Origin of the sequence: Serratia sp. CY33802 (genome assembly GCF_052169095.1) — a bacterium.
Taxonomy (GTDB): domain Bacteria; phylum Pseudomonadota; class Gammaproteobacteria; order Enterobacterales; family Enterobacteriaceae; genus Serratia; species Serratia bockelmannii.
This window is the reverse complement of the sequence record NZ_JBJNLL010000002.1, coordinates 242,492-264,096: the sequence shown is the minus strand read 5'-3', so window position 1 is coordinate 264,096 and position 21,605 is coordinate 242,492. Positions and strand designations below refer to the sequence as shown.

The following is a 21,605-nucleotide window of genomic DNA, read 5'->3' as shown; positions in this document are numbered from 1 at the left end:
CCCGATGAGGTCCGTCTTGTCACGTGACAGATACCATACGCCTTTTGTTCAGCGGATTACCAGACCTGCGTCAATTTGGCACAGGAAATCAGAGAGTCGTCGTTTTATCCGGCGCTAAATGCCGTTAAGAGGTAAGTAAGCCGCAGATTCTGCGGCTGAAAAAGAAAGGAATAATCAAGGTTTTGGCGGTTAGTGCAGAGCGGGTAGGGATAAGCCGAGAAAGTGGGCTAAAGTGCTTACCAACAGCTGGTGATCTTCCTTCTGCGGCGCGCCGGAAATGCTGATGCTGCCGACGCAGCCGAGGCCGGTCAGGGTGAGCGGGAAGGCGCCGCCGTGCACCGAATAGTCGCGCACGCTCAGCCCGTAACGCTCCTCCAGCGACGTTTGCCGCTGCTGCAGACGCAGGCCGATGGCGTAAGAGCTTTTGTGAAAATGGTTCACCAGATTGCGCTTGCGCCGCACCCAGTCGGCGATGTCCGGCGTGGCGCCCGGCATGGCGTAATAAAACAGCGTCTGCCCGGCCAGTTGGATTTCGATGGCGATGCTCAGGCCGCGTCGCTCGGCGGCGGTTTTCAGCGCCGCGCCCAGCTCCCAGGCGGTGGTGGCGTCAAAATGGGTAAAGGCCAGCGTCGCTTCCTGTTCGCTGAGCGCCTGCAGTTCATCGTCGATATTCATGCGTTTCTCCCCCGATATACAAAGGACAGAGTAGCCTGAAGCGAGCATCGTGAGATAGACGGCTTGGCGATAAGATAGAACTGCTACTCTATTAATAGACTGTGTAAAATGGCCGCCGCCGAAGCGGAGACGACAGGGATGCGTTATTCAACGTCTTTACATTACCCCTGGCGATCCCGAGGAGCGCGCTGACTATTTATGACTTACATTGCGTCCATTTCCACCCTTTACAGCGACGCTTGCATCACCTATGCCACGCTGTCGGTAAGCTATTTCGTTCTCAGCAAGAATGCCCCGTTTTCCTACCGTTCCGCACTGTGGAAGCGCGTCGTGTTCGGCCTGCTGGCCGGGGTGGCGGTGCTGTATTTGAGTCAGGATCGGCTGGTGTTGACCGATAAGGTACATTACAGCTTTGCGATGATCCCGATGATACTGGTGACGTTCTTCGGCGGCGGCGTCAGCGGACTGGTGAGTTTTCTGTTCGCCATGGCGCTGACCGGCGGTTTCACCGTCGATAACCTGTTCATCGCCTCGATCATCGCGCCGCTGCTGCTGTCGCAGGTGTGGCTGAAAAAATCCCACCGGACGTTTTACCTGACGATCGGCATTATCGCGCTGTATCGCATCGCGGTGGTGTGGCTGCTGGTGGACATGAGCGGGCTGTGGCCGGATGTGTTGCTGTACCAGGCGGTCTCCGCGCTCTGTCTGGCGATTTGCTATCATGCGCTGAATTTCAAAGAGCGCCACATCTACGCCTATTTTGCGATGCGTGCGCGTGCCACGACCGACAGTGTGACCCACATCAACAACCGCGCCAGCGTCGATTATCAGCTGATGCTGCAGCGTGCCGAGCGCCGCCCGTGCGGGTTGATGATCCTCGATTTGGATAACTTTAAAAGCATCAACGATACCTACGGTCATCCGGCCGGTGACGTGCTGCTGGCCAGCGTCGGCCGGCTGCTGCAAAACAGCGTGCGTAACGAGGACTTCGTCGGGCGCTACGGTGGCGAGGAGTTTATGGTGATCACCGCCAGCTACGATCCGCAGGTCATCGGCGGGGTGGCGGAGCGCATTCGCAGCGCGGTGGAAAGTTCGACGTTCTTGCTGAATGCACACGACGAAGCGCACATCACGATGTCCATCGGCGTGTCGCTGTATCTGCCCGGCATGACGTTGGACAAGGCGATCGCCATGACCGACGAAGCGTTGTACGAGGCGAAGCGCAGCGGCAAAAACCGGGTGGTGACCAGCCGCGTGATGCAGCTGGCGCCGCTGGGCGCCGGTTTTCCGCGCGGATAAGCCGCCCCCGTTGTAGCGACGGGGGCGTTGCCTTAGGCCGCCAGCGTGTGTTCGCGGAAGGCGTTCAGCAGCTCTTCGGTGAACGTCAGGCGTTTCTGGCGATCGGCCAGATCGAGCGTGAACTTCAGCTTACTCGGGCCGTCCAGGCGGTAAACCTGCGGATTGCCCTGCAACAGGCCGATCAGATAACCCGGGTCAACGCGGTTGTTGTCGCCGAACTCGATAAAGCCGCCGCGCTCGTTGCTCTCGATGCGTTTGATCCCCAGCCTCTGCGCATGCAGGCGCAGCGCCGCGCATTGCAACAGGTTGCGCGCCGCATCCGGCAGCTGGCCGAAGCGGTCGATCAGTTCGACCTTCAACTCGTCAAGCTCACCGTCGTTCTTCGCGCTGGCGATACGCTTATACAGTGACAGACGGGTATTGACGTCGGGAATGAAGTCTTCCGGCAGCAGCGTCGGCATGCGCAGTTCTACCTCGGTCTGGCTGCTGGTGAGATCTTCCAACGACGGTTCGCGACCGTTTTTCAACGCGTCGACGGCGCTTTCCAGCAGTTCCATATAGAGCGAGAAACCGACGGTGGTCATTTGGCCGCTCTGGTCTTCACCCAGCAGTTCACCGGCGCCGCGGATCTCCAGATCGTGGGTTGCCAGCGCGAACCCGGCGCCGAGATCTTCCAGCGACGCGATGGCCTCGAGCCGTTTATGGGCGTCGGTGCCCATGGCTTTCGGGTTTGGCGTCAGCAGATAGGCGTAAGCCTGGTGGTGCGACCGCCCGACGCGGCCGCGCAATTGATGCAGCTGCGCCAGGCCGAAGCGATCGGCCCGCTCGATGATGATGGTGTTGGCGCTGGGGATATCGATGCCGGTTTCGATGATGGTGGTGCACACCAGCACGTTGAAGCGCTGGTGGTGGAAATCGTTCATCACCCGCTCCAGATCGCGTTCACGCATCTGGCCGTGGCCGATGGCGATGCGCGCTTCAGGCACCAGCTCAGCCAGGCGCTGCGCCGCTTTCTCGATGTTTTCCACGTCGTTGTAAAGGTAGTAAACCTGGCCGCCACGCAGCACTTCGCGCAGGATCGCCTCGCGCACCACCAGGCTGTCGTATTCGCGCACGAAGGTCTTCACCGCCAAGCGGCGCGCCGGCGGAGTGGCGATGATCGACAGATCGCGCATGCCGCTCATCGCCATGTTCAGCGTCCGCGGGATTGGCGTGGCGGTCAGCGTCAGGATATCGACATCGGCGCGCATCGCCTTGATGCGCTCCTTGTGGCGCACGCCAAAGCGGTGCTCTTCATCGACGATCAGCAGCCCCAAATCCTTCCAGCGCAGATCGCTCTGCAGCAGTTTGTGGGTGCCGATGATGATGTCCACTTTGCCTTCGGCCGCGTCGTCCAGCACCTGTTGCTGCTCTTTGGCGCTGCGGAAGCGCGACATCATCTCGATGCGGATCGGCCAGGTGGCGAAGCGATCGCGGAAGTTGTCGAAGTGCTGCTGCGCCAGCAGCGTCGTCGGCACCAGCACCGCCACCTGTTTGCCGTTTTCCACCGCCAGGAAGGCGGCGCGCATCGCCACTTCGGTTTTGCCGAAGCCGACGTCGCCGCACACCAGGCGGTCCATCGCCAGCGGCTGGCACATGTCGCTCAGCACCGCGTTGATCGCCTGTTCCTGATCCGGCGTGGTTTCGAACGGGAAGCTCTGGCAGAACAGCTGGTACTGCTCGCGGTTGTGTTTGAAGGCGAAACCGGCCTTGGCGGCGCGCTGGGCGTAAATATCCAGCAGCTCGGCCGCCACGTCGCGCACCCGCTCGGCGGCTTTCTGCCGCGCGCGCGTCCAGGCGTCGCCGCCCAGTTTGTGCAGCGGGGCGTTTTCGTCCGCGCCGCCGGCGTAGCGGCTGATCAGATGCAGCGATGACACCGGCACGTACAGCTTGTCCTCACCGGCGTAGGAGAGGATCAGGTACTCGGCCTTGATGCCGCCGGCCTCCAGCGTGGTCAGGCCGACGTAGCGGCCGACGCCGTGTTCCAGGTGCACCACCGGCTGGCCGGGATGCAGCTCCGCCAGGTTGCGGATCAGGGTATCGGTGTTGATGGTGCGCCGGTTGTCCTGCCGGCGGCGGCTGACGCGCTCACCGAGCAGATCGCTTTCGCAGATCAGCGCCCGCCGGCGCAGGCCGTCGAGGAAGCCGTGTTCGGCGGCGCCGACCATCATGTAACGGCCCGCCGTTTCCGCCTGATCGAGGCGCTGAATCAGCGCCGGCGCCAGCTTGATGCGGCCGAGCAGATCCTGCAGCGTTTCACGCCGCCCCTCGCTCTCGACGGAGAAAATCACGCTGCCGTCGAAGCCTTCGATAAAGCGCCGCAGATTATCCAGCGGGGATTTATGCTGCGCCTGCACCGCCAGATCGGGCAGGGTATGGTAGTCCAGATTGGTATTGCCGGCCTTGGCCGGCAGCTCATCGGTTTTCAGCGCGATGCGCGGCCAGGCCTTCAGCTCGCCGAACAGTGCGTCGACGCGCAGCCACAGCGTATCCGGCGCCAGCAGCGGGCGCATCGGATCGACGCGGCGGCTTTCGTAACGCTGGTTGACGTCCTGCCAGAAGCGCTCGGCGGCGCCCTCCAGATCGCCGGTGTTGACGATCAGCGTATTGCCTGGCAGGTAGCTGAACAGCGACGGCAGCGGCTGGCTGAAGAACAGCGGCTGCCAGTATTCGATACCGGCGGGCCAGGCGCTTTTGCTGACCTGCTGATAGATGTGTTCGGCGTCGCGACGCACCTCAAACTGCTCGCGCCACTGGCTGCGGAACAGCTCGATGGCGTTCTTGTCGGTGGGGAACTCGTGGGCCGGCAACAGATTGATGGCCTCGACTTCGCTCAGCGTACGCTGGGTATCGACGTCGAAGATACGCAGACTGTCGATTTCGTCATCGAAAAAGTCGATGCGGTAAGGCTCATCGCTGCCCATCGGGTAAAGATCGAGCAGCGCGCCGCGGGTGGCGAATTCGCCGTGCTCCATCACCTGATCGACGCTGCGGTAGCCGGCCTGTTCCAACTGCGCGCGCAGCTTGTCGCGCGACAGGCGCTGGCCTTTCTTCATCACCAGCGCGTGGCCGTGCAGGAATTCGTGCGGGCAGACGCGCTGCATCAGGGTGTTGACCGGCAGAATGATCACGCCGCGCGCCATGGTCGGCAGGTGATACAGGCTCGACAAACGATCTGAGATGATTTCCTGGTGCGGCGAGAAGCTGTCGTACGGCAGGGTTTCCCAGTCGGACAGCGTGGTCACCATCTGGTCAGTGAACTGCTGGATCTCGTCGCGCAGCCGCAGGGCGTTTTGCATATCCGGCGCGATCAGCATCACCGGGCCAGGGTGGCGTTCGACGATCTCGGCGCATTCCACGGCACAGGCCGCGCCGGTCAGTTGCCCCAGTTGGCGCAGATCGCCCGCGCGATCGGGCAGAGAATAACGAGGGGATGAAGAACGGTTACGGCTATCGGAAGTGCTCATTCAGGTATCTTTAATCAATGTGTTGGATGGCGTCCCGGCACGGATAACCCAGCGCCTTTATGCTGTTTATAGTAGCCCAGCGGCCGGCAAACTGACACAGCAAAAAGCGCTGCTCATCAATTTTCTGCCGGTTATTTAACCGGTTAATGCCGTCTGTTTTTTGCGGCTGAGGATAAATAACGCGCGAAGCTGCCGCCGTCTCCCTCTTCGCCGCCACGCAATAAAAGGCCGTCGGGTGTTCCCTAAACGAGGGAGAGCCTTTATTATCCATGATCACTTTGCTTAAGCCACGGCTATCAAACGGATTTCATGTATCAACCTGTCGCGTTATTCATTGGCCTGCGCTACATGCGCGGGCGAGCCTCAGACCGCTTCGGGCGGTTTGTTTCCTGGCTTTCCACCATCGGCATTACGCTGGGGGTGATGGCGTTGGTCACCGTGCTGTCGGTGATGAACGGTTTCGAAAAGGATCTGGAGAACAACATCCTCGGCCTGATGCCGCAGGCGTTGGTCACCAGTCCACAGGGATCGGTCAACCCGCAGCAGCTGCCGGCCTCCGAGGTGCAGAAGCTGCAGGGCGTCACGCGCGTTGCGCCGCTGACCACCGGTGACGTGGTGCTGCAAAGCGCCCGCAGCGTGGCGGTTGGGGTGATGCTTGGCGTCAATCCCGACGAGGCCGATCCGCTAACCCCCTATCTGGTCAACGTCAAGCAGCAACAGCTGCAGCCGGGCCAATACAACATCATCATCGGCGAACAGCTGGCGGGGCAACTGGGCGTCAAGCGCGGCGATTCGCTGCGCGTGATGGTGCCGAGCGCCAGCCAGTTCACACCGATGGGCCGCATCCCCAGCCAGCGCCTGTTCACCCTCATCGGCACCTTCCATGCCAATAGCGAGGTGGACGGCTATCAGCTGTTGGTCAACCAACAGGATGCCTCGCGCCTGATGCGTTACCCGGCCGGCAACATCACCGGCTGGCGCCTGTTCCTGCAACAGCCGCTGACGGTCGATACCCTCAGCCAACAGGCGCTGCCGGCGGGCACCGTCTGGAAAGACTGGCGCGATCGCAAGGGCGAGCTGTTCCAGGCGGTGCGCATGGAGAAGAACATGATGGGGCTGCTGCTCAGCCTTATCGTGGCGGTGGCGGCGTTTAACATCATTACGTCGCTCGGCCTGCTGGTGATGGAGAAGCAGGGCGAGGTTGCCATTCTGCAGACCCAGGGGCTGACCCGCCGCCAGATCATGTCGGTATTCATGGTGCAGGGCGCCAGCGCCGGCATCATCGGTTCGCTGCTCGGCACGCTGCTCGGCGTGCTGCTGGCCACCAACCTGAATAACCTGATGCCGATCCTCGGCGCCTTGATCGACGGCGCTTCGCTGCCGGTGGCGGTCGATCCGCTGCAGGTGACGATCATCGCCGTGGTGGCGATGGCGGTTTCCCTATTGTCCACGCTTTATCCTTCATGGCGCGCTGCCGCCGTACAACCCGCTGAGGCTTTACGTTATGAGTAACCATCTTTTGTTGCAGTGTGACAACCTGTGCAAGACCTATCAGGAAGGCAACCTGCACACCGACGTGCTGCGCAACGTCAGCTTTGCTATGCAGCAGGGCGAAATGATGGCGATCGTCGGCAGCTCGGGTTCCGGCAAGAGCACCCTGTTGCACCTGCTGGGCGGGTTGGACTCACCGACCTCCGGCGAGGTGATTTTCAAGGGCGAATCGCTGAACGCCATGTCTTCGGCGGCCAAGGCTGAGCTGCGCAACCGCCAGTTGGGCTTCATCTATCAGTTCCACCACCTGTTGCCGGACTTCACCGCGCTGGAAAACGCCGCCATGCCGCTGCTGATCGGCGGCGCCAAACCGGCGCAGGCGCAGGAGAAAGCGCGGGAGATGCTGGCGGCGGTCGGGCTGGAAAAGCGCAGCAAACACCGTCCGTCCGAGCTTTCCGGCGGCGAGCGTCAGCGCGTAGCGATCGCCCGCGCGCTGGTCAACAACCCGGCGCTGGTGCTGGCGGACGAACCGACCGGTAACCTGGATAAACGCACCGCGGACAGCATCTTCGATCTGCTGGGCGAGCTGAATGTGCGTCAGGGCACCGCGTTCCTGGTGGTGACGCACGATCTGCAACTGGCCAAGCGTCTGAGCCGCCAGCTGGAAATGGCCGACGGCCACCTGCAGGCGCAGCTGACCCTGATGGGGGCCGAGTAATGGCGGGAGCCTCACTGTCCTTCCTGACGGCCCTGCGTTTCAGCCGCGGCCGTAAACGCGGCGGCATGGTGTCGCTGATCTCGGTTATCTCCACCATCGGCATTGCGTTGGGGGTGGCGGTGCTGATCGTCGGCCTGAGCGCGATGAACGGCTTTGAGCGCGAGCTGAAGAACCGCATTCTGGCGGTGGTGCCGCATGGCGAACTCGAACCGGTCAATCAGCCGTTCAGCGGCTGGCCGTCGATTCTGCAACGGGTGGAAAAGGTGCCGGGCATTGTGGCCGCCGCACCGTACATCAACTTTACCGGCCTGATGGAAAACGGCGCGCAGCTGCGCGCGGTGGAAGTCAAAGGCGTTGATCCGCAGCAGGAGAGCCGGCTGAGCGCGCTGCCGCAGTATGTGCAGGGCGACGCCTGGGCCAACTTCAAGCCCGGCGAGCAGCAGGTGATCCTCGGCAAGGGCGTGGCCGACGCGCTGGGCGTCAAGCAGGGCGCCTATGTCACGGTGATGATCCCCAACAGCGACCCGGAAATGAAGCTGCTGCAGCCGAAGCGCATTCGCCTGCATGTGACCGGCATTTTGCAGCTCAGCGGCCAGCTCGATCACAGCCTGGCGCTGGTGCCGCTGGCCGATGCGCAGCAGTATCTCGACATGGGTGACAGCGTCACGGGTATCGCGCTCAAGATGAACGACGTGTTCGCCGCCAACAAATTGGTGCGCGACGCCGGCGAAGTGACCAATTCTTATATCTACATCAAAAGCTGGATCGGCAAGTACGGCTATATGTATCGCGACATCCAGATGATCCGCGCCATCATGTACCTGGCGATGGTGCTGGTGATCGGCGTAGCCTGCTTCAACATTGTCTCCACGCTGGTGATGGCGGTGAAAGACAAAAGCGCCGACATCGCAGTGCTGCGTACCCTGGGCGCCAAAGACGGTTTTATCCGCGCCATCTTCATCTGGTACGGGCTGCTGGCCGGGCTGCTGGGCAGCCTGAGCGGCGTGGTGATCGGGGTGATCGCCTCGCTGCAGCTGACCAACATCATCCGGGGCATCGAGAAACTGGTCGGCCATTCCTTCCTGTCGGGCGATATCTACTTCATCGACTTCCTGCCTTCCGAGCTGCACTGGCTGGATGTGCTGATCGTGCTGGCGACCGCCATCGTGCTGAGCCTGCTGGCCAGTTGGTATCCGGCGAGGCGCGCCAGCCGCATCGATCCGGCGCGGGTGCTGAGCGGACAATAAAACCCACGGGGAGGCAGCGATGCCGCCCCGTTTTTTTAGCCTGGGGATGGGTTATGTACTACGGTTTCGATATGGGCGGCACCAAGATTGAGCTGGGGGTGTTCGACGACAACCTGCGGCGCATTTGGCAAAAGCGGGTGCCGACGCCGCGCGACGATTATCGGCAACTGCTGGCCACGCTGTGCGATCTGACCCTGGAGGCGGATGCGTTTTGCGGCCGGCGCGGCAGCGTCGGCATCGGTATTCCGGGCCTGCCCAACGACGATGACGGCACGCTGTTTACCGCCAACGTGCCGGCGGCGATGGGGCGTCCGCTGCCGCGCGATCTGGCGGCGCTGATCGGGCGCGAGGTGCGGGTCGATAACGACGCCAACTGCTTTGCGCTGTCGGAAGCCTGGGACGACGAGTTCCGCCGCTACCCGACGGTGCTGGGCATCATCCTCGGCACCGGCGTAGGCGGCGGCCTGATCGTCGACGGCAAGACGGTGCCTGGGCGCAACTATATCGCCGGCGAGTTCGGCCATTTGCGCCTGCCGGTGGACGCGCTCGAGGTGCTGGGGCGTGATGTGCCTCGCGTTGCCTGCGGGTGCGGCCATCAGGGTTGCATCGAAAATTACATATCGGGCCGCGGTTTCGAATGGATGTACGCCCATTTCTATGGCCGGCGCTTGCCTGCCACCGAGATCATTGCGCATTATCAGGCGGGTGAGCCGCAGGCGGTGGCCCACGTCGACCGCTTTATGGACGTGCTGGCGATCTGCCTGGGCAACCTGCTGACGGTGCTGGATCCGCATTTGGTGGTGATCGGCGGCGGGTTGTCGAACTTCGACGCCATTTATCAGGCGTTGCCGCAGCGGCTGCCGGCTCACCTGCTGCGGGTGGCCCGGCTACCGCGCATCGAGAAAGCGCGCTATGGCGACGCCGGCGGCGTGCGCGGCGCAGCGTTTCTCAATTTGGCTCGCCCAACGTAATGGGCGTTGCGGCCAGGCGTGAATATATGCAGCCAACAACGCCGCAACGTCCAGTAAGAAGGGTAAACAGGGAAAAGTAAGGAGAGAGTTAATGCACACTCGCCATCGGCTGTGTCAGTTTCGCAAGAGTAAGCATGTGCTGCATCAGCGCTTTCGGTCACGTATTTTTCACCGTGACACCATGGCGGCGGCAGAGCTGAAAAAGCCGTTTGTGGTGGTGTTGACCGGGGCCGGCATTTCGGCCGAGTCGGGCATTCGCACCTTCCGCGCCGCGGATGGGCTGTGGGAAGAGCACCGGGTGGAGGACGTCGCCACGCCGGAAGGTTTCCAGCGCGATCCGGCGCTGGTGCAGGCGTTTTACAACGAACGCCGCCGTCAGCTGCAGATGGAGGAGATCGTCCCGAACGCCGCGCACCGCGCGCTGGCGGATCTGGAAGAGTGGCTGGGAGACAACTTCCTGCTGGTCACGCAAAACATCGATAACCTGCATGAGCGCGCCGGCAGCAAGCGGGTGTTGCATATGCACGGCGAATTGCTGAAGGTGCGCTGCACCCAGTCGGGGCAGGTGTTCGAATGGCCCGGCGATCTCAGCGTCGACGATCGTTGCCATTGCTGCCAGTTCCCGGCGCCGCTGCGGCCGCACGTGGTGTGGTTCGGCGAGATGCCGCTGGGCATGGACGACATCTACCAGGCGCTGAGCAAGGCCGATTTCTTCGTCGCCATCGGCACTTCCGGCCACGTCTATCCGGCGGCCGGGTTCGTGCATGAGGCGCGGCTGGGCGGCGCCTATGCGATGGAGCTGAACCTGGAGCCGAGTCAGGTGGAAAGCCAGTTCGACGAGAAACACTACGGTCTGGCCAGTGAAGTGGTGCCGCGTTTTGTGCACAAGTTTCTGGTGGGCAAGGTGGCGCGGGCCGACAGGCCCTGAGAAAGGCATCAGGGCGCACTGCGCGCCCTGGTGGGATGGCGGGGCGTATTAGCGCCCGGCTTTCAACTTTTGGAAGTAGCTTTCGTACAGCGTGCTGGCGTCGCCGACGTCGTTTTGCCACTCGCCGTGCTCAATCACCGCCTTATCCGGATAGAGTGATAGGTCGTTGGCGATCTCCGGCGACAGCAGCTTCTTCGCCGCCAGGTTCGGCGTCGGGTAACCGATGGTCTCCGCCACCTGCACCGCGATTTCCGGCCGCAGCAGGAAGTCGATCAGCTTCAGCGCCCCTTCGACGTTGCGCGCGTTGGCCGGAATGGCCAGGCTGTCCATCCAGAAGATCCCGCCTTCCTTCGGCCAGACGATCTCCAGCGGCGTGCCGGCCTGGCGCGCCACAAAGGCCGAACCGTTCCACACCATGCCGACGTTGACTTCCCCTTCCATAAACGGGTTGCCCGGGTTGTCGGAGTTGAAGGCCAGCACGTTTGGCATCAATTTTTGCAGTTCGTGGTAGGCAGCTTCGATCTCCTTCGGATCGGTGGTGTTACCGGAATAGCCCAGCTTGAGCAGCGCCATTTGGAACACTTCGCGTGCGTCGTCAGTCAACAGCAGGCGGCCCTTGTACTGCGGTTGCCACAGATCGGCCCAGGCGGTAACGGTAGAGGGATCTTGCGCGTCGCTGTTAACGCCGATGGCAGTAGCGCCCCAGATGTAAGGAATGGAATAGTCGTTGTTGGGATCGAACGGCTTGTTCAGCAGGGTGGGATCGAGATCCTTGAAGTGGCTGAGCTTGCTCTTGTCGATTTTTTGCAGCATGCCTTCCTTGCTCATCTTGGCGATGAAGTAAGTGGAAGGCACCACCAGATCGTACGCGCCGTCTTTGTAGGTTTTCAGCTTGGCGTACATGCTTTCGTTGGATTCATAGGTGGAATAGATCACCTTGATGCCGGTTTCCTTGGTGAACTGCTCCAGCAGCCCCGGCGGGACGTATTCAGTCCAGTTATAGAAGTACAGTGTCTTGCCGTCAGAGGCGTTTGCAGAGCAGAAACTCAGCGCCATCATCCCGGCTGCGAGCAGATGTGACCACTTTTTCATGCAGCGTATCCTTCAGCAGTAGTGAGCCGAACCCGTATGGGCTGCCGTTTTCGGCCGCGCCATACCCCAGAAAGGGGCCATTATAGGGGCCGGGGCGGGGTGGGTAAAGGCGGTTATCCCGTTGGCAAATCAAGGGGTTCGGCGGCTTAAAGCGCATCACAATTTGTGTGTCTCGCGCTGGACAGGCGGTGAAGCGCGTGCGAAACAATAATTTTGGCGAATAAACGAGGGCGGCGATGAATTTCAAACAGGTCTTCAGCCAGGCGGAGCTCAGCAAGACGGATCTGACGATTTTGCACTGCATTCTCGACAACCCGGACGCCTGCATCGACGACGGCATCCGCGCGGTGTCCGCACGCTGCTACAGTTCCCCCTCGACGCTGGTGCGGCTGGCTAAAAAGCTGGGCTTTCGCGGCTATCTCGAACTGGTCTATTTCATCAAGTTCAACCTGACGATGGCGCCGGCCTACCAGGTGGAACGCCCTACGTCGGCGGCACCGCCGGCCCAGCAGGCGCAGTTTCTCGATCTGCTCGACAGCGGCAAGATCCTGATCCACGGCAGCGGTTTTTCACAGCTGGTGGCGCAGTATATGTACAACAAGTTTATGACGCTGGGCGTAGACAGTTACCTGTCGCTGTGGCCGGATTTCGACATTCTTGACCGCGAGACGCGCTTTCGCTTCGACATGGTGATCGTGATTTCAAAGTCGGGCAACAGCGGCTCGGCGCTGAGCTGGAGCGAGGCGGTGAAGCGTAATCACATTCTGCTGGCGGCCTTCTGCGGCGACGGCGACAGCCCGCTGGCGCAGCAGGCCGATATGACCTTTCTGTTTGAGGATCGGCAAAAATACGATCACGATATCTACTATCCCAACCCATTTTTCGGCCACTGTCTGTTGGGATTCGAGAATGTGATCACCGCCTGGTTTGAACGACGCGGCCGCTGACGGCCGCATCGCACCGTTTAGCGCCAGTGCCTGGCATACTGACGGTGGGCCAGCAGGTACTCCTCCACCAGCGTTTTCGCCAGCGAGTAGGAGTTGACCAGCGGGTGCACCATCAGCGCCTTGATGGCCAGTTGGCGGTTGCCGGTCAGGATCGCCGCCACCGCCAGCCGTTCGTACTCTTTCACCTGCGAAATCAGGTTTTTCTGGGTGTCGGGAATATCGCGCATTTTTACCGGCTGAATGCCGGCGCTGCTTAATTCGCAGCTGATTTCGATCACGTCTTCCGGGTGCAGAAAATCGAGCGTGTCGCGGTTTTGCATCGATACCACTACGCGTTTTTGCCGGCCGCTGTTGACCGCCTCCAGAATGTCGATCGCCACCCCGGCATAGCCGCCGCTGTCCGGCTGCTCGATAAACTGTTGCAGCGTCAGCATCTCACGTTTTTTCACCTTGCCCTGGTTGGACTCGCGCTGCATGTAGGAGTTTTCGCGCTGCAGATAATGGCTGAAGTAGACAGAGAAGGCGTGTTCCAACTGGTGGGGGATGTCCAGCTCGCCTAACTCTGACAGCATTTGGCGGTTGATCGCCGCGATTTGTTCGCCGCGGGTCTCGCCGCCCGCGACGATGGCGGCGATCGCCTGCTCACGGTAGTAGTAATAGTAGAGATACTCGTTGAGCATCAAATTGTCTGACAGCGCCACCAGCTCCGGCGAGAAGTATTTCATGCAGGTATCGCGATACAGGCGCGGATCCGCCAGCAACTGTTCCGTGACCGGCTCGCCGTTGACGCGCGCATTGCGGAACCAGGAAAGATGGTTGAGGCCGAAGCAGTCGACGCTCAGTTGGTCTTCGCGGCAGTCCAGCAGCTCGGCCAGTTCGCGGATAAACTCGCTGGGGGCGTCGCAGATGCCGTAGACCCGGCGCTGGAAGCCGGATTTGATGATCGCCTCGGTCACCATGCCGGAAGGATTGGTGAAGTTGAACAGGACCGCGTCCGGCGAGGAAACCTGCTCGATCAGGCGGCAATAGTCGAGGATCGCCGGAATCGAACGCATCGCCATGGCGAAGCCGCCGGCGCCGGTGGTTTCTTGCCCGAGCAACTGGTGATTGAGCGCGATGCGCTCGTCATGGATGCGGCCTTCCTCGCCGCCGATGCGCAGGGTGGTGATGATGTAATCGGCGCCTTGCAGCGCCTGGTGCGGATCGCTGCTGAGACTGAAAGCAATGTCGCCGCGAATGCGCTGGAATACGCCCTGCGCGAGGGCGCCGTAGATCGCCAGATGGCGCTCATCGGTATCCATAAACACCACTTCGGTAATGCCGATGCGATGGGCGTTATAGGCGATGGATTTGGCGAGGAACGGGGAACGCACGCCGCCGCCGCCGAGAACGGTTAATTTCATTCGATATCTCCCATTAATAAAGCGTTAGAGTGCCGCTAAATATTTCTCTACCTGATTTTTGACCTTGCCGACCGTGACGCCGTAAATCACCTGCACTTCACGGCGATTCTTCACCACGCCTTTGGCGCCGGTACTTTTCAACGCGGCCTCATCCACCCGCGCCATATCCTTTAATTCCACCCGCAGCCGGGTAAAGCAGTTATCGACGGAAATAATGTTTTCCTTGCCACCCAACGCGCGAATAATGATGCCGCTTGGCTCGTCCGGGGTATTTTTGCGGTTCCGGTAATCCTGTTTGGAATAGAGTTTGACGTCCTGATCATCTTCACGGCCCGGCGTCTTCAGATTGAGCTTCAGCACCAGCGTTTTGAATACCAGGTAATACACCGCAAACTGCACCAGCCCGATGACCACATACAGCGGCCAGCGGGTGAGGGAGACCGGCAGTGGCAGGTTGTAGGCCAGGAACTCGACCAGCCCGCTGGCGCCCCAGGGGCGCACTTGGAACAGGTTGCAGGCTACCTGCGAGAGCGCGGTCAACACGGCGTGGATCACCCACAGCAGCGGAGAGATAAACAGGAAGGTGAACTCTATCGGCTCGGTGATGCCGACCAGGATCGAGGTGGTGATGGCCGGGATCAGAATCGCCTTGGCCAGCATTTTCTTTTCCGGTTTGGCGGTGTGATAGAAAGCCAATGCCGCGCCCGACAGGCCGAAGATGGTCACCATCCCTTGCTGCGAGAAACGCAGCGCCTCGTTCATCAGCGGCGAGATGCTTGGGTCGCGCATGTAGGCCAGGAAAATCGCCTGCGAGCCGGAGACGGTCTGGCCGTCTTGTACGATCGAACCGCCGATACTGGTGAGCTGGAACGGCGACCAGATAAAGTGGTGCAGCCCGGTGGGGATCAGAAATTTCTCGAAGAAGCCGTAGACGAATACCCCGAGCGAGCCGGCGCTTTTCATAAAGCCGGTAAGCGCGATCAGGCCCTGTGAGATAGCCGGCCACAGGTAGCTGAAGGCGACGGCGTACAGCATGATGATCGGCGTCATGGCAATCAGCACCAGCTTGGCGCCGCCGTAGACCGAGAACACGCCGTTGAGTTCGACGTTGCACAGGCGGTTATGCACCCAGGCAATCGTGACGCCGAGGATAAGACCGAGGAAAATGCCCATATCTACCACGGTAAATCCCAGCAGTTCCGTTTGCCCGGTGCCGTAATACTCACCGTTGATCTTGGCCGCGACGTGGCCGCTGAATTGCAGATAAGACGAATTGGCGCCGAGGAACATGATAAAGCACATCACCGCGACCAGCGCCGCTTCGCTTTTCTTGTCTTTGGCCAGGCCGTAGGTAATACCGATACAGAAAATCAGCCCGAGATTGCCGAATAACGGCCAGAAGGTATCGCCGATCATTTTACCGATAGAGAAGGCGGCGGAATGTTCATTGATTAATGTGGCATTGGTAAGAATAGAACTGAGCGCCAGAATCAGACCGATTACCGGCAGGAAAAATATCGGCCCCATCATAGCTTTGGAGAAAAGCTGCAGCTTGTTTAAGATATTATCGATAATACCTTTCATGGCAGTTCCTTTTTATATTTTAATGGATGACGACGTTGCTGAATAAACTCCCTGAAAGCGAGAAAAAATAAGGCACCTTGCTTGGATTCAGTTATAGGGGGAAGTTTTCGCCGCTGCAATCGGCGGGGCGGAAATAGGCACCGATGGTCACTGAGTGACAACCGGTGCCGGTTGTGAAGGGGATCACAACCGGGCGCGGCAGCGCCCGGCGGGAAGGATTATTCTGCCTTGGGCGAGCGATCGCGCATCACCCACTGGCTGGCGATCACCAGCACCAGCGACAGCAGCAGCAAAATGGTGGCCAGCGCGTTGACCTCCGGCGAGACGCCGACTTTCACCATCGAGTAGATCTTCAGCGGCAAAATCTCGTAGCTCGGCCCGGTGACAAAGGAGGAGACGACCACGTCGTCCATCGACAGGGTAAAGCTCAGCAGCCAACCGGCCGCCACCGCCGGCATCGCCAGCGGCAGGATGATTTTGCGCAGGATGGTGAACTCGCTTGCGCCGAGATCGCGCGCGGCTTCCAGCATCTTCACGTCGAAGCCTTTCAGGCGCGCGTAGACGGTCACTACCACGAACGGCAGGCAGAAGGTGATGTGCGAGAACAGCAGCGACCAGAAGCCGAGCGAAATGCCCAGCAGCATGAACAGCACCAGCAGCGAGATGGCCATTACGATGTCCGGCGACATCATCACCACGAACAGCATGCCGCCGACGAACGGCTTGCCGCGGAAGCGGTAGCGGTACAGCGCCACCGCGGTCAGCGAGCCGATCAGGGTGGCGAAGGTAGCGGAGAGCACCGCCATGGTCAGCGAGTGCCCCGCGGCCTGCAGCAGGCTGTCGTTATTCAGCAGCGTGGCGTACCACTTGGTGGTGAATCCTTGCCAGTTGATGCCAAAGCGCGAAGCGTTGAAGGAGTTGACGATCAGGATGACGATCGGGATATACAGATAGGCGTATACCAGCGTCATAAAGCCGCCGCGTAGCAGACGTCCGATCATGCCAGATCCTCCTTCTTGTTCAGCAGGCGGGCGGCCCGGTAATAGACCAGCAGCAACAGCCCCATCACCAGCGTCAGGCAGATGCTGGTGGCCGCGCCGAACGGCCAGTCGCGGATATTGAGGAACTGGCTTTTAATCACGTTGCCGATCAATAGATTCTTGGCGCCGCCCATCAGATCGGCGACGAAGAACAGCCCCATCGCCGGCAGCACCACCAGCAGGCAGCCGGCGATAATGCCCGGCATGGTCAGCGGCACGATGATGCGGATAAAGGTCTGCAGCTTGCTGGCGCCGAGATCGCGCGCCGCCTCCAGGCAAGACTTATCGAGCTTTTCGATGCTGGAGTAGAGCGGCATCACCATAAACGGCAGCAGGATATACACCAGGCCGAGGATCACCGCTTCCGAGGTGTACATGATGCGCAGCGGCTTGTCGATGACGCCGATCCACAGCAGCGCGTCGTTGAGATAGCCGCGGGTGCTGAGAAACAGCTTCAGGCCGTAGATGCGGATCAGCGAGTTGGTCCAGAAGGGCACGATCAGCAGAAACAGCAGCAGCGGCCGCACCTTCTGCGGCAACCGCGCCAGGATAAAGGCGAACGGATAGCCAATCACCAGGCAGCACAGGGTGGCGATCAGCGCCATGTTCAGCGAGTGCAGCAGCACCTGGGCGTACAACGGATCGAACAAGCGCCGGTAGTTATCCAGCGTGAACACCATCTGCACCAGATTGGCGTCGTCGCGGGTCAGGAAGCTGGTGCCGATGATCATCAGATTCGGCATGAACACGAACAGCAGCAGCCAGGCGACGACGCCGACGATCACCACATTCTGGAAGACTTTACGCGATTTCTTCATCGGCCAGCACCACCTCCCAGCTTTCGACCCAGGTCACCGCCATCTTCTGGTTGAGCGAGTGATCGACGTCCGGATCGTCTTCGTTGAAGAACTCGCTGACCATCACCGTTTTGCCATTCTCCAGCTCGACCACCGACTCCAGCGTCATGCCTTTGTAGTTGCGCTCGCGCACGTAACCGATCAGCCCGTCGTGCTGCGCGCTGTCGTTCACTTCTTCCACCCGCAGATCTTCCGGGCGCAGCAGCACCTTCAGCCTTTGGCCTGTCTCCACCGGCAGATCGGCGTAGATGTCGCACTCGCGGCCTTCGACGTTGGCGCGTACCCGCTGCGGATCGAGGCGCTCCAAAACCACCGCGTCGAAGATGTTAATCTCGCCGATGAAGCTGGCGACGAACAGATTCTTCGGCTCTTCGTAGATCTCACGCGGCGTGCCGTCCTGTTCGATGCGGCCTTCGCGCATCACCACGATGCGGTCCGACATGGTCAGCGCTTCTTCCTGATCGTGGGTAACGAACACGAAGGTGATGCCTAGCTTGCGCTGCAGCGCCTTCAGCTCGTTCTGCATCTGTTTGCGCAGCTTGTAGTCCAGCGCCGACAGCGATTCGTCCAGCAGCAGCACCTTCGGCTTGTTGACCACCGCGCGGGCGATGGCCACGCGCTGCTGTTGGCCGCCGGAGAGCTGGCCCGGCCGCCGTTTGGCGAACGCATCCAGCTGCACCATGCGCAGCGCCTCTTCGACGCGCGGCGTCAGTTCCGCCGCCGGCACCTTTTGCATGCGCAGGCCGAAGGCGACGTTGTCGAACACTGACATGTGCGGAAACAGAGCGTAGCTCTGAAACACGGTGTTGACGTGGCGATGCTCGGCCGCAATGGCGGTGATGTCCTGGCCGTCGAGCGCGATGCGGCCCCGATCGGCGTCTTCCAGACCGGCGATCAGGCGCAGCACCGTGGTTTTGCCACAGCCGGAGGGGCCGAGAATGGTGAGGAATTCGCCGTGATTAATCGTCAGATCCAGATCGGCAATGATGGTTTTGCCATCGAACGCTTTGCTCAGGGCATGCAGTTCAACAAGGGGAGTCGGAGAGGATGTCTCAGTCATTTATCGTATTACTCTATCCCGTGGGCTAATGCAGATAGAACCGCAACTGGAAAAGACTGCCGGAGCTTGCGGGATGCCCGCTGATCAAATGAAGCTCAAACCAGTTACGCCAATGGAAATTTTTCGAGCGCGCATGATAGACGCTGAATGCCGGAATTGAAAGCCGATCCGGCCCAGATGCCGCGTTTTTCATCATGATAGCGACAAATGACCCTGTGATGACAGCATTATTCCTCTCAGAAATCATCACAAAGATTAATGATATTGGCGAATTCTGGTTAAAAATGACCTGACGCAATATTTGATCCTGATCGGTTCCGCATAATGAAACGCGATATTCTGAGGGGCCGCTACCATGGACAAATTACTTGACCGCTTTTTCAACTACGTCTCTTTCGACACCCAGTCCAAAGCGAACGTAAAGCATGTGCCGAGCACCGACGGGCAGTTGAAGCTGGCGCGTGCGTTGCAGCAGGAAATGATCGCGCTCGGCTTCGAGCGGGTGTCGCTCAGCGAACACGGCTGCGTGATGGGCACCTGGCCGGGTAACGTCGCCTGGCCGGTGCCGGCGGTCGGTTTTATCGCCCATCTGGATACTTCGCCGGATTTCAGCGGCAAACACGTCAATCCGCAGATCGTCGAGAACTATCGCGGCGGCGACATTGCGCTCGGCATCGGTGATGAAGTGCTGTCGCCGGTGATGTTCCCGATCCTGCACCAGATGCTGGGGCAGACGCTGATCACCACCGATGGCAAAACGCTGCTGGGCGCCGACGACAAGGCCGGCATCGCCGAGATCCTCACCGCCATGGTGCGCCTGCGCGCGCGCAAAATCCCGCACGGCGACATCCGTGTGGCCTTCACCCCGGACGAGGAGGTGGGCAAAGGGGCGCAGCTGTTCGACGTGGCGGCCTTCAATGCCGAATGGGCTTACACCGTGGACGGCGGCGGCGTCGGCGAGTTGGAGTGCGAGAACTTCAACGCCGCCTCGGTGACGATCAAAATCCTCGGTAACAGCGTGCACCCCGGCAGCGCCAAGGGCGTGATGGTCAACGCGCTGTCGCTGGCCACCCGCATTCATCAGGCGCTGCCGGCGGACGAAGCGCCGGAGACCACCGAAGGCTACCAGGGCTTTTATCACCTCAGCAGCATCAAGGGCAGCGTAGAGCGCGCCGAAATGCACTATATCCTGCGCGACTTCGAGCGCGAGGGGTTCGAGGCGCGCAAACGCAAAATGGTGGACATCGCCCACGAGGTCGGCAAAGGCTTGCCGCGCGATTGCTATATCGAAGTGAGCATCGAAGACAGCTATTACAACATGCGCGAACAGGTGGCGGAGCACCCGCACGTGATCGCGCTGGCGCAGCAGGCGATGCGCGACTGCGACATCGAACCGGTGATGAAACCGATCCGCGGCGGCACCGACGGCGCGCAGCTGTCGTTCCGCGGCCTGCCGTGCCCGAACCTGTTCACCGGCGGCTACAACTACCACGGCAAGCACGAGTTCGTGACGCTGGAAGGCATGGAGCAAGCGGTGGCGGTGATCATGCGCATCGCGGCGCTGGCCGCCGAGCGGGCGCGGTAAACGGGACGCTTGCGATCGGCATAATCGCTTGCCGCAACAAGGCGTTGCTCATAGTGTGGAGGTACATTCCCCACGCATAAGGACCGCATGATGAGCACCGAATACCGTATCGCCAGCCCGCATTTGGCGCAGTTCGTTCAGGCGATTTGGCGCCAGGCCGGCAGTACGGCGCGCGAAGCCGAGCTGGTGGCCGATCATCTGGTGCAGGCCAATCTGGCCGGGCACGATTCGCACGGCGTCGGCATGATCCCCAGCTACATGGCGTCGTTGGCGCAGGGGCAATTACAGCTCAATCAGCACGCCGAAGTGGTGCGCGACGCTGGCGCGGTGCTGACGCTCGACGGCGCGCGCGGCTTCGGCCAGGTGGTGGCCAGCGAAGCGATGGCGCTGGGCATTGAACGCGCCGGCAAGCTGGGCCTGGCAGCGGTGGCGCTGCACAATGCGCACCATATCGGCCGCATCGGCCATTGGGCGGAGCAGTGCGCCCGCGCCGGTTTTATCTCGATTCACTTCGTCAACGTGGTGGGCGATCCGATGGTGGCGCCGTTCGGCGGCAGCGATCGCCGCTTCGGCACCAACCCGTTCTGCGCCATTTTCCCGCGGCCGGGCCGCACGCCGCTGCTGTTGGATTTCGCCACCAGCGGCATCGCCTTCGGCAAGACTCGGGTGGCCTATAACAAAGGCTTGTCGGTGGCGCCGGGCTATCTGATCGACGAACACGGGCAACCCACCACCGAACCGAAGGTGATGCACGAAGCGCCGTTCGGGTCACTGTTGCCGTTCGGCTTGCACAAAGGCTATGCGCTGGCGGCGATGTGCGAGATCCTCGGCGGCGCGCTCTCCGGCGGCCGCACCACCCACGACGCTACGCTGAAAGCCGACAGCGACGCCATCTTCAACTGCATGACGACCCTGATCCTCGATCCTCAGGCCTTCGACGCCCCGCAAATGCAGGCCGAGGCCGAAGCGTTTATCGGCTGGGTGAAGGCGTCGCCGCCGAGCGGCGAACAGCCGATCGCGGTGCCGGGAGAATGGGAAGAGGCCAACCGCGCGGCGCGGCTGGAGCAGGGCATACCGATAGACGCCAATACCTGGCGGCAGATTTGCGCGGCGGCGGAGCAGGCGGGCATGGCGAATGAAGCGCTGGCCGGCTTTCGCGCGCAGGCGCGGCAGGCATAAAAAAAGCCACCCGATAGGGCGGC

19 protein-coding genes are annotated in these 21,605 nt (G+C 60.9%); 9 read left to right on the top strand and 10 right to left on the bottom strand.

The features are described 5' to 3' along the window. Positions 1-189 precede the first annotated feature (189 nt). Positions 190-675, bottom strand: coding sequence for a heme-degrading domain-containing protein (locus ACJ8HA_RS07775; RefSeq protein WP_025302499.1), 486 nt, complete (start codon positions 673-675; stop codon positions 190-192). 198 nt (positions 676-873) lie between these two features. Here ACJ8HA_RS07775 and ACJ8HA_RS07770 point away from each other — a divergent pair, with 198 nt between their 5' ends. Next, positions 874-1,974 carry a GGDEF domain-containing protein gene (locus ACJ8HA_RS07770; RefSeq protein ID WP_043141520.1) on the top strand — a complete coding sequence of 367 codons (1,101 nt, stop codon included), beginning with the start codon at positions 874-876 and terminating at the stop codon, positions 1,972-1,974. A 32-nt stretch (positions 1,975-2,006) separates the two neighbouring features. Here ACJ8HA_RS07770 and mfd read toward each other — a convergent pair whose 3' ends face one another. Then, the gene (gene mfd, locus ACJ8HA_RS07765) at positions 2,007-5,480 is read right to left on the bottom strand and encodes a transcription-repair coupling factor (RefSeq protein WP_025302501.1); all 3,474 of its coding nucleotides are present in this window, start codon (positions 5,478-5,480) and stop codon (positions 2,007-2,009) included. Positions 5,481-5,490: 10 nt separating this feature from the next. Then, a complete protein-coding gene (locus ACJ8HA_RS07760; protein WP_016928090.1) occupies positions 5,491-5,751 on the bottom strand; it encodes a hypothetical protein in 261 nt (86 codons plus the stop codon). A 38-nt stretch (positions 5,752-5,789) separates the two neighbouring features. Between ACJ8HA_RS07760 and lolC the strand changes: the two genes are divergently transcribed. The 5 genes from lolC to cobB all read left to right on the top strand — a co-directional run bounded on the left by lolC (position 5,790) and on the right by cobB (position 10,835). After that, the gene (gene lolC, locus ACJ8HA_RS07755) at positions 5,790-6,992 is read left to right on the top strand and encodes a lipoprotein-releasing ABC transporter permease subunit LolC (RefSeq protein ID WP_004941116.1); all 1,203 of its coding nucleotides are present in this window, start codon (positions 5,790-5,792) and stop codon (positions 6,990-6,992) included. Continuing rightward, positions 6,985-7,689, top strand: a complete 705-nt coding sequence (gene lolD / locus ACJ8HA_RS07750) for a lipoprotein-releasing ABC transporter ATP-binding protein LolD (RefSeq protein ID WP_004941120.1) — start codon at positions 6,985-6,987, stop codon at positions 7,687-7,689. Before lolC ends, lolD begins: the two co-directional genes overlap by 8 nt. Next, on the top strand, positions 7,689-8,936 hold the full coding sequence (gene lolE / locus ACJ8HA_RS07745) for a lipoprotein-releasing ABC transporter permease subunit LolE (protein WP_025302503.1): 1,248 nt from the start codon (positions 7,689-7,691) through the stop codon (positions 8,934-8,936). The genes lolD and lolE overlap by 1 nt, the downstream gene beginning before the upstream one ends. Before the next feature lie 53 nt (positions 8,937-8,989). Further along, on the top strand, positions 8,990-9,907 hold the full coding sequence (gene nagK / locus ACJ8HA_RS07740; RefSeq protein WP_043141509.1) for an N-acetylglucosamine kinase: 918 nt from the start codon (positions 8,990-8,992) through the stop codon (positions 9,905-9,907). Positions 9,908-9,998: 91 nt separating this feature from the next. Continuing rightward, on the top strand, positions 9,999-10,835 hold the full coding sequence (gene cobB, locus ACJ8HA_RS07735; protein WP_342093796.1) for a Sir2 family NAD+-dependent deacetylase: 837 nt from the start codon (positions 9,999-10,001) through the stop codon (positions 10,833-10,835). Positions 10,836-10,883: 48 nt separating this feature from the next. Here cobB and potD read toward each other — a convergent pair whose 3' ends face one another. Beyond that, complete coding sequence (gene potD / locus ACJ8HA_RS07730; protein ID WP_164062590.1) at positions 10,884-11,927, bottom strand: spermidine/putrescine ABC transporter substrate-binding protein PotD; 1,044 nt, start codon at positions 11,925-11,927, stop codon at positions 10,884-10,886. Between the two features lie 236 nt (positions 11,928-12,163). On the opposite strand from potD, the gene ACJ8HA_RS07725 reads away from it, so the two are divergent. Then, a complete protein-coding gene (locus tag ACJ8HA_RS07725; RefSeq protein WP_025302506.1) occupies positions 12,164-12,874 on the top strand; it encodes a MurR/RpiR family transcriptional regulator in 711 nt (236 codons plus the stop codon). Positions 12,875-12,891: 17 nt separating this feature from the next. Here ACJ8HA_RS07725 and ACJ8HA_RS07720 read toward each other — a convergent pair whose 3' ends face one another. The 6 genes from ACJ8HA_RS07720 to ACJ8HA_RS07695 all read right to left on the bottom strand — a co-directional run bounded on the left by ACJ8HA_RS07720 (position 12,892) and on the right by ACJ8HA_RS07695 (position 19,116). Further along, on the bottom strand, positions 12,892-14,277 hold the full coding sequence (locus ACJ8HA_RS07720) for a family 4 glycosyl hydrolase (RefSeq protein WP_442515284.1): 1,386 nt from the start codon (positions 14,275-14,277) through the stop codon (positions 12,892-12,894). 24 nt (positions 14,278-14,301) lie between these two features. Continuing rightward, entirely contained in the window at positions 14,302-15,861 is a 1,560-nt protein-coding gene (locus tag ACJ8HA_RS07715) for a PTS transporter subunit EIIC (protein ID WP_442515283.1), read from the bottom strand. A gap of 218 nt (positions 15,862-16,079) precedes the next feature. Continuing rightward, positions 16,080-16,862, bottom strand: a complete 783-nt coding sequence (gene potC, locus ACJ8HA_RS07710; RefSeq protein WP_043141506.1) for a spermidine/putrescine ABC transporter permease PotC — start codon at positions 16,860-16,862, stop codon at positions 16,080-16,082. Then, positions 16,859-17,719 (bottom strand): spermidine/putrescine ABC transporter permease PotB, encoded by an 861-nt coding sequence (gene potB, locus ACJ8HA_RS07705; protein WP_025302510.1) that lies wholly within the window; start codon positions 17,717-17,719, stop codon positions 16,859-16,861. The genes potC and potB overlap by 4 nt, the downstream gene beginning before the upstream one ends. Beyond that, positions 17,703-18,818, bottom strand: a complete 1,116-nt coding sequence (potA, locus tag ACJ8HA_RS07700) for a spermidine/putrescine ABC transporter ATP-binding protein PotA (protein ID WP_442515282.1) — start codon at positions 18,816-18,818, stop codon at positions 17,703-17,705. Before potA ends, potB begins: the two co-directional genes overlap by 17 nt. Positions 18,819-18,843: 25 nt before the next feature. After that, on the bottom strand, positions 18,844-19,116 hold the full coding sequence (locus ACJ8HA_RS07695) for a hypothetical protein (protein ID WP_141997848.1): 273 nt from the start codon (positions 19,114-19,116) through the stop codon (positions 18,844-18,846). 57 nt (positions 19,117-19,173) lie between these two features. Between ACJ8HA_RS07695 and pepT the strand changes: the two genes are divergently transcribed. Further along, positions 19,174-20,403 carry a peptidase T gene (gene pepT / locus ACJ8HA_RS07690; RefSeq protein WP_060447277.1) on the top strand — a complete coding sequence of 410 codons (1,230 nt, stop codon included), beginning with the start codon at positions 19,174-19,176 and terminating at the stop codon, positions 20,401-20,403. A gap of 90 nt (positions 20,404-20,493) precedes the next feature. Then, entirely contained in the window at positions 20,494-21,582 is a 1,089-nt protein-coding gene (locus ACJ8HA_RS07685; RefSeq protein ID WP_049188248.1) for a malate/lactate/ureidoglycolate dehydrogenase, read from the top strand. The last annotated feature ends 23 nt before the right edge of the window (positions 21,583-21,605 follow it).

Coding starts and splice junctions, on each gene's coding strand:
- ACJ8HA_RS07775 (WP_025302499.1), bottom strand. CDS start 675: ATGAATATCGACGATGAACTGCAGGCGCTCAGCGAACAGGAAGCGACG.
- ACJ8HA_RS07770 (WP_043141520.1), top strand. CDS start 874: ATGACTTACATTGCGTCCATTTCCACCCTTTACAGCGACGCTTGCATC.
- mfd (WP_025302501.1), bottom strand. CDS start 5,480: ATGAGCACTTCCGATAGCCGTAACCGTTCTTCATCCCCTCGTTATTCT.
- ACJ8HA_RS07760 (WP_016928090.1), bottom strand. CDS start 5,751: ATGGATAATAAAGGCTCTCCCTCGTTTAGGGAACACCCGACGGCCTTT.
- lolC (WP_004941116.1), top strand. CDS start 5,790: ATGTATCAACCTGTCGCGTTATTCATTGGCCTGCGCTACATGCGCGGG.
- lolD (WP_004941120.1), top strand. CDS start 6,985: ATGAGTAACCATCTTTTGTTGCAGTGTGACAACCTGTGCAAGACCTAT.
- lolE (WP_025302503.1), top strand. CDS start 7,689: ATGGCGGGAGCCTCACTGTCCTTCCTGACGGCCCTGCGTTTCAGCCGC.
- nagK (WP_043141509.1), top strand. CDS start 8,990: ATGTACTACGGTTTCGATATGGGCGGCACCAAGATTGAGCTGGGGGTG.
- cobB (WP_342093796.1), top strand. CDS start 9,999: ATGCACACTCGCCATCGGCTGTGTCAGTTTCGCAAGAGTAAGCATGTG.
- potD (WP_164062590.1), bottom strand. CDS start 11,927: ATGAAAAAGTGGTCACATCTGCTCGCAGCCGGGATGATGGCGCTGAGT.
- ACJ8HA_RS07725 (WP_025302506.1), top strand. CDS start 12,164: ATGAATTTCAAACAGGTCTTCAGCCAGGCGGAGCTCAGCAAGACGGAT.
- ACJ8HA_RS07720 (WP_442515284.1), bottom strand. CDS start 14,277: ATGAAATTAACCGTTCTCGGCGGCGGCGGCGTGCGTTCCCCGTTCCTC.
- ACJ8HA_RS07715 (WP_442515283.1), bottom strand. CDS start 15,861: ATGAAAGGTATTATCGATAATATCTTAAACAAGCTGCAGCTTTTCTCC.
- potC (WP_043141506.1), bottom strand. CDS start 16,862: ATGATCGGACGTCTGCTACGCGGCGGCTTTATGACGCTGGTATACGCC.
- potB (WP_025302510.1), bottom strand. CDS start 17,719: ATGAAGAAATCGCGTAAAGTCTTCCAGAATGTGGTGATCGTCGGCGTC.
- potA (WP_442515282.1), bottom strand. CDS start 18,818: ATGACTGAGACATCCTCTCCGACTCCCCTTGTTGAACTGCATGCCCTG.
- pepT (WP_060447277.1), top strand. CDS start 19,174: ATGGACAAATTACTTGACCGCTTTTTCAACTACGTCTCTTTCGACACC.
- ACJ8HA_RS07685 (WP_049188248.1), top strand. CDS start 20,494: ATGAGCACCGAATACCGTATCGCCAGCCCGCATTTGGCGCAGTTCGTT.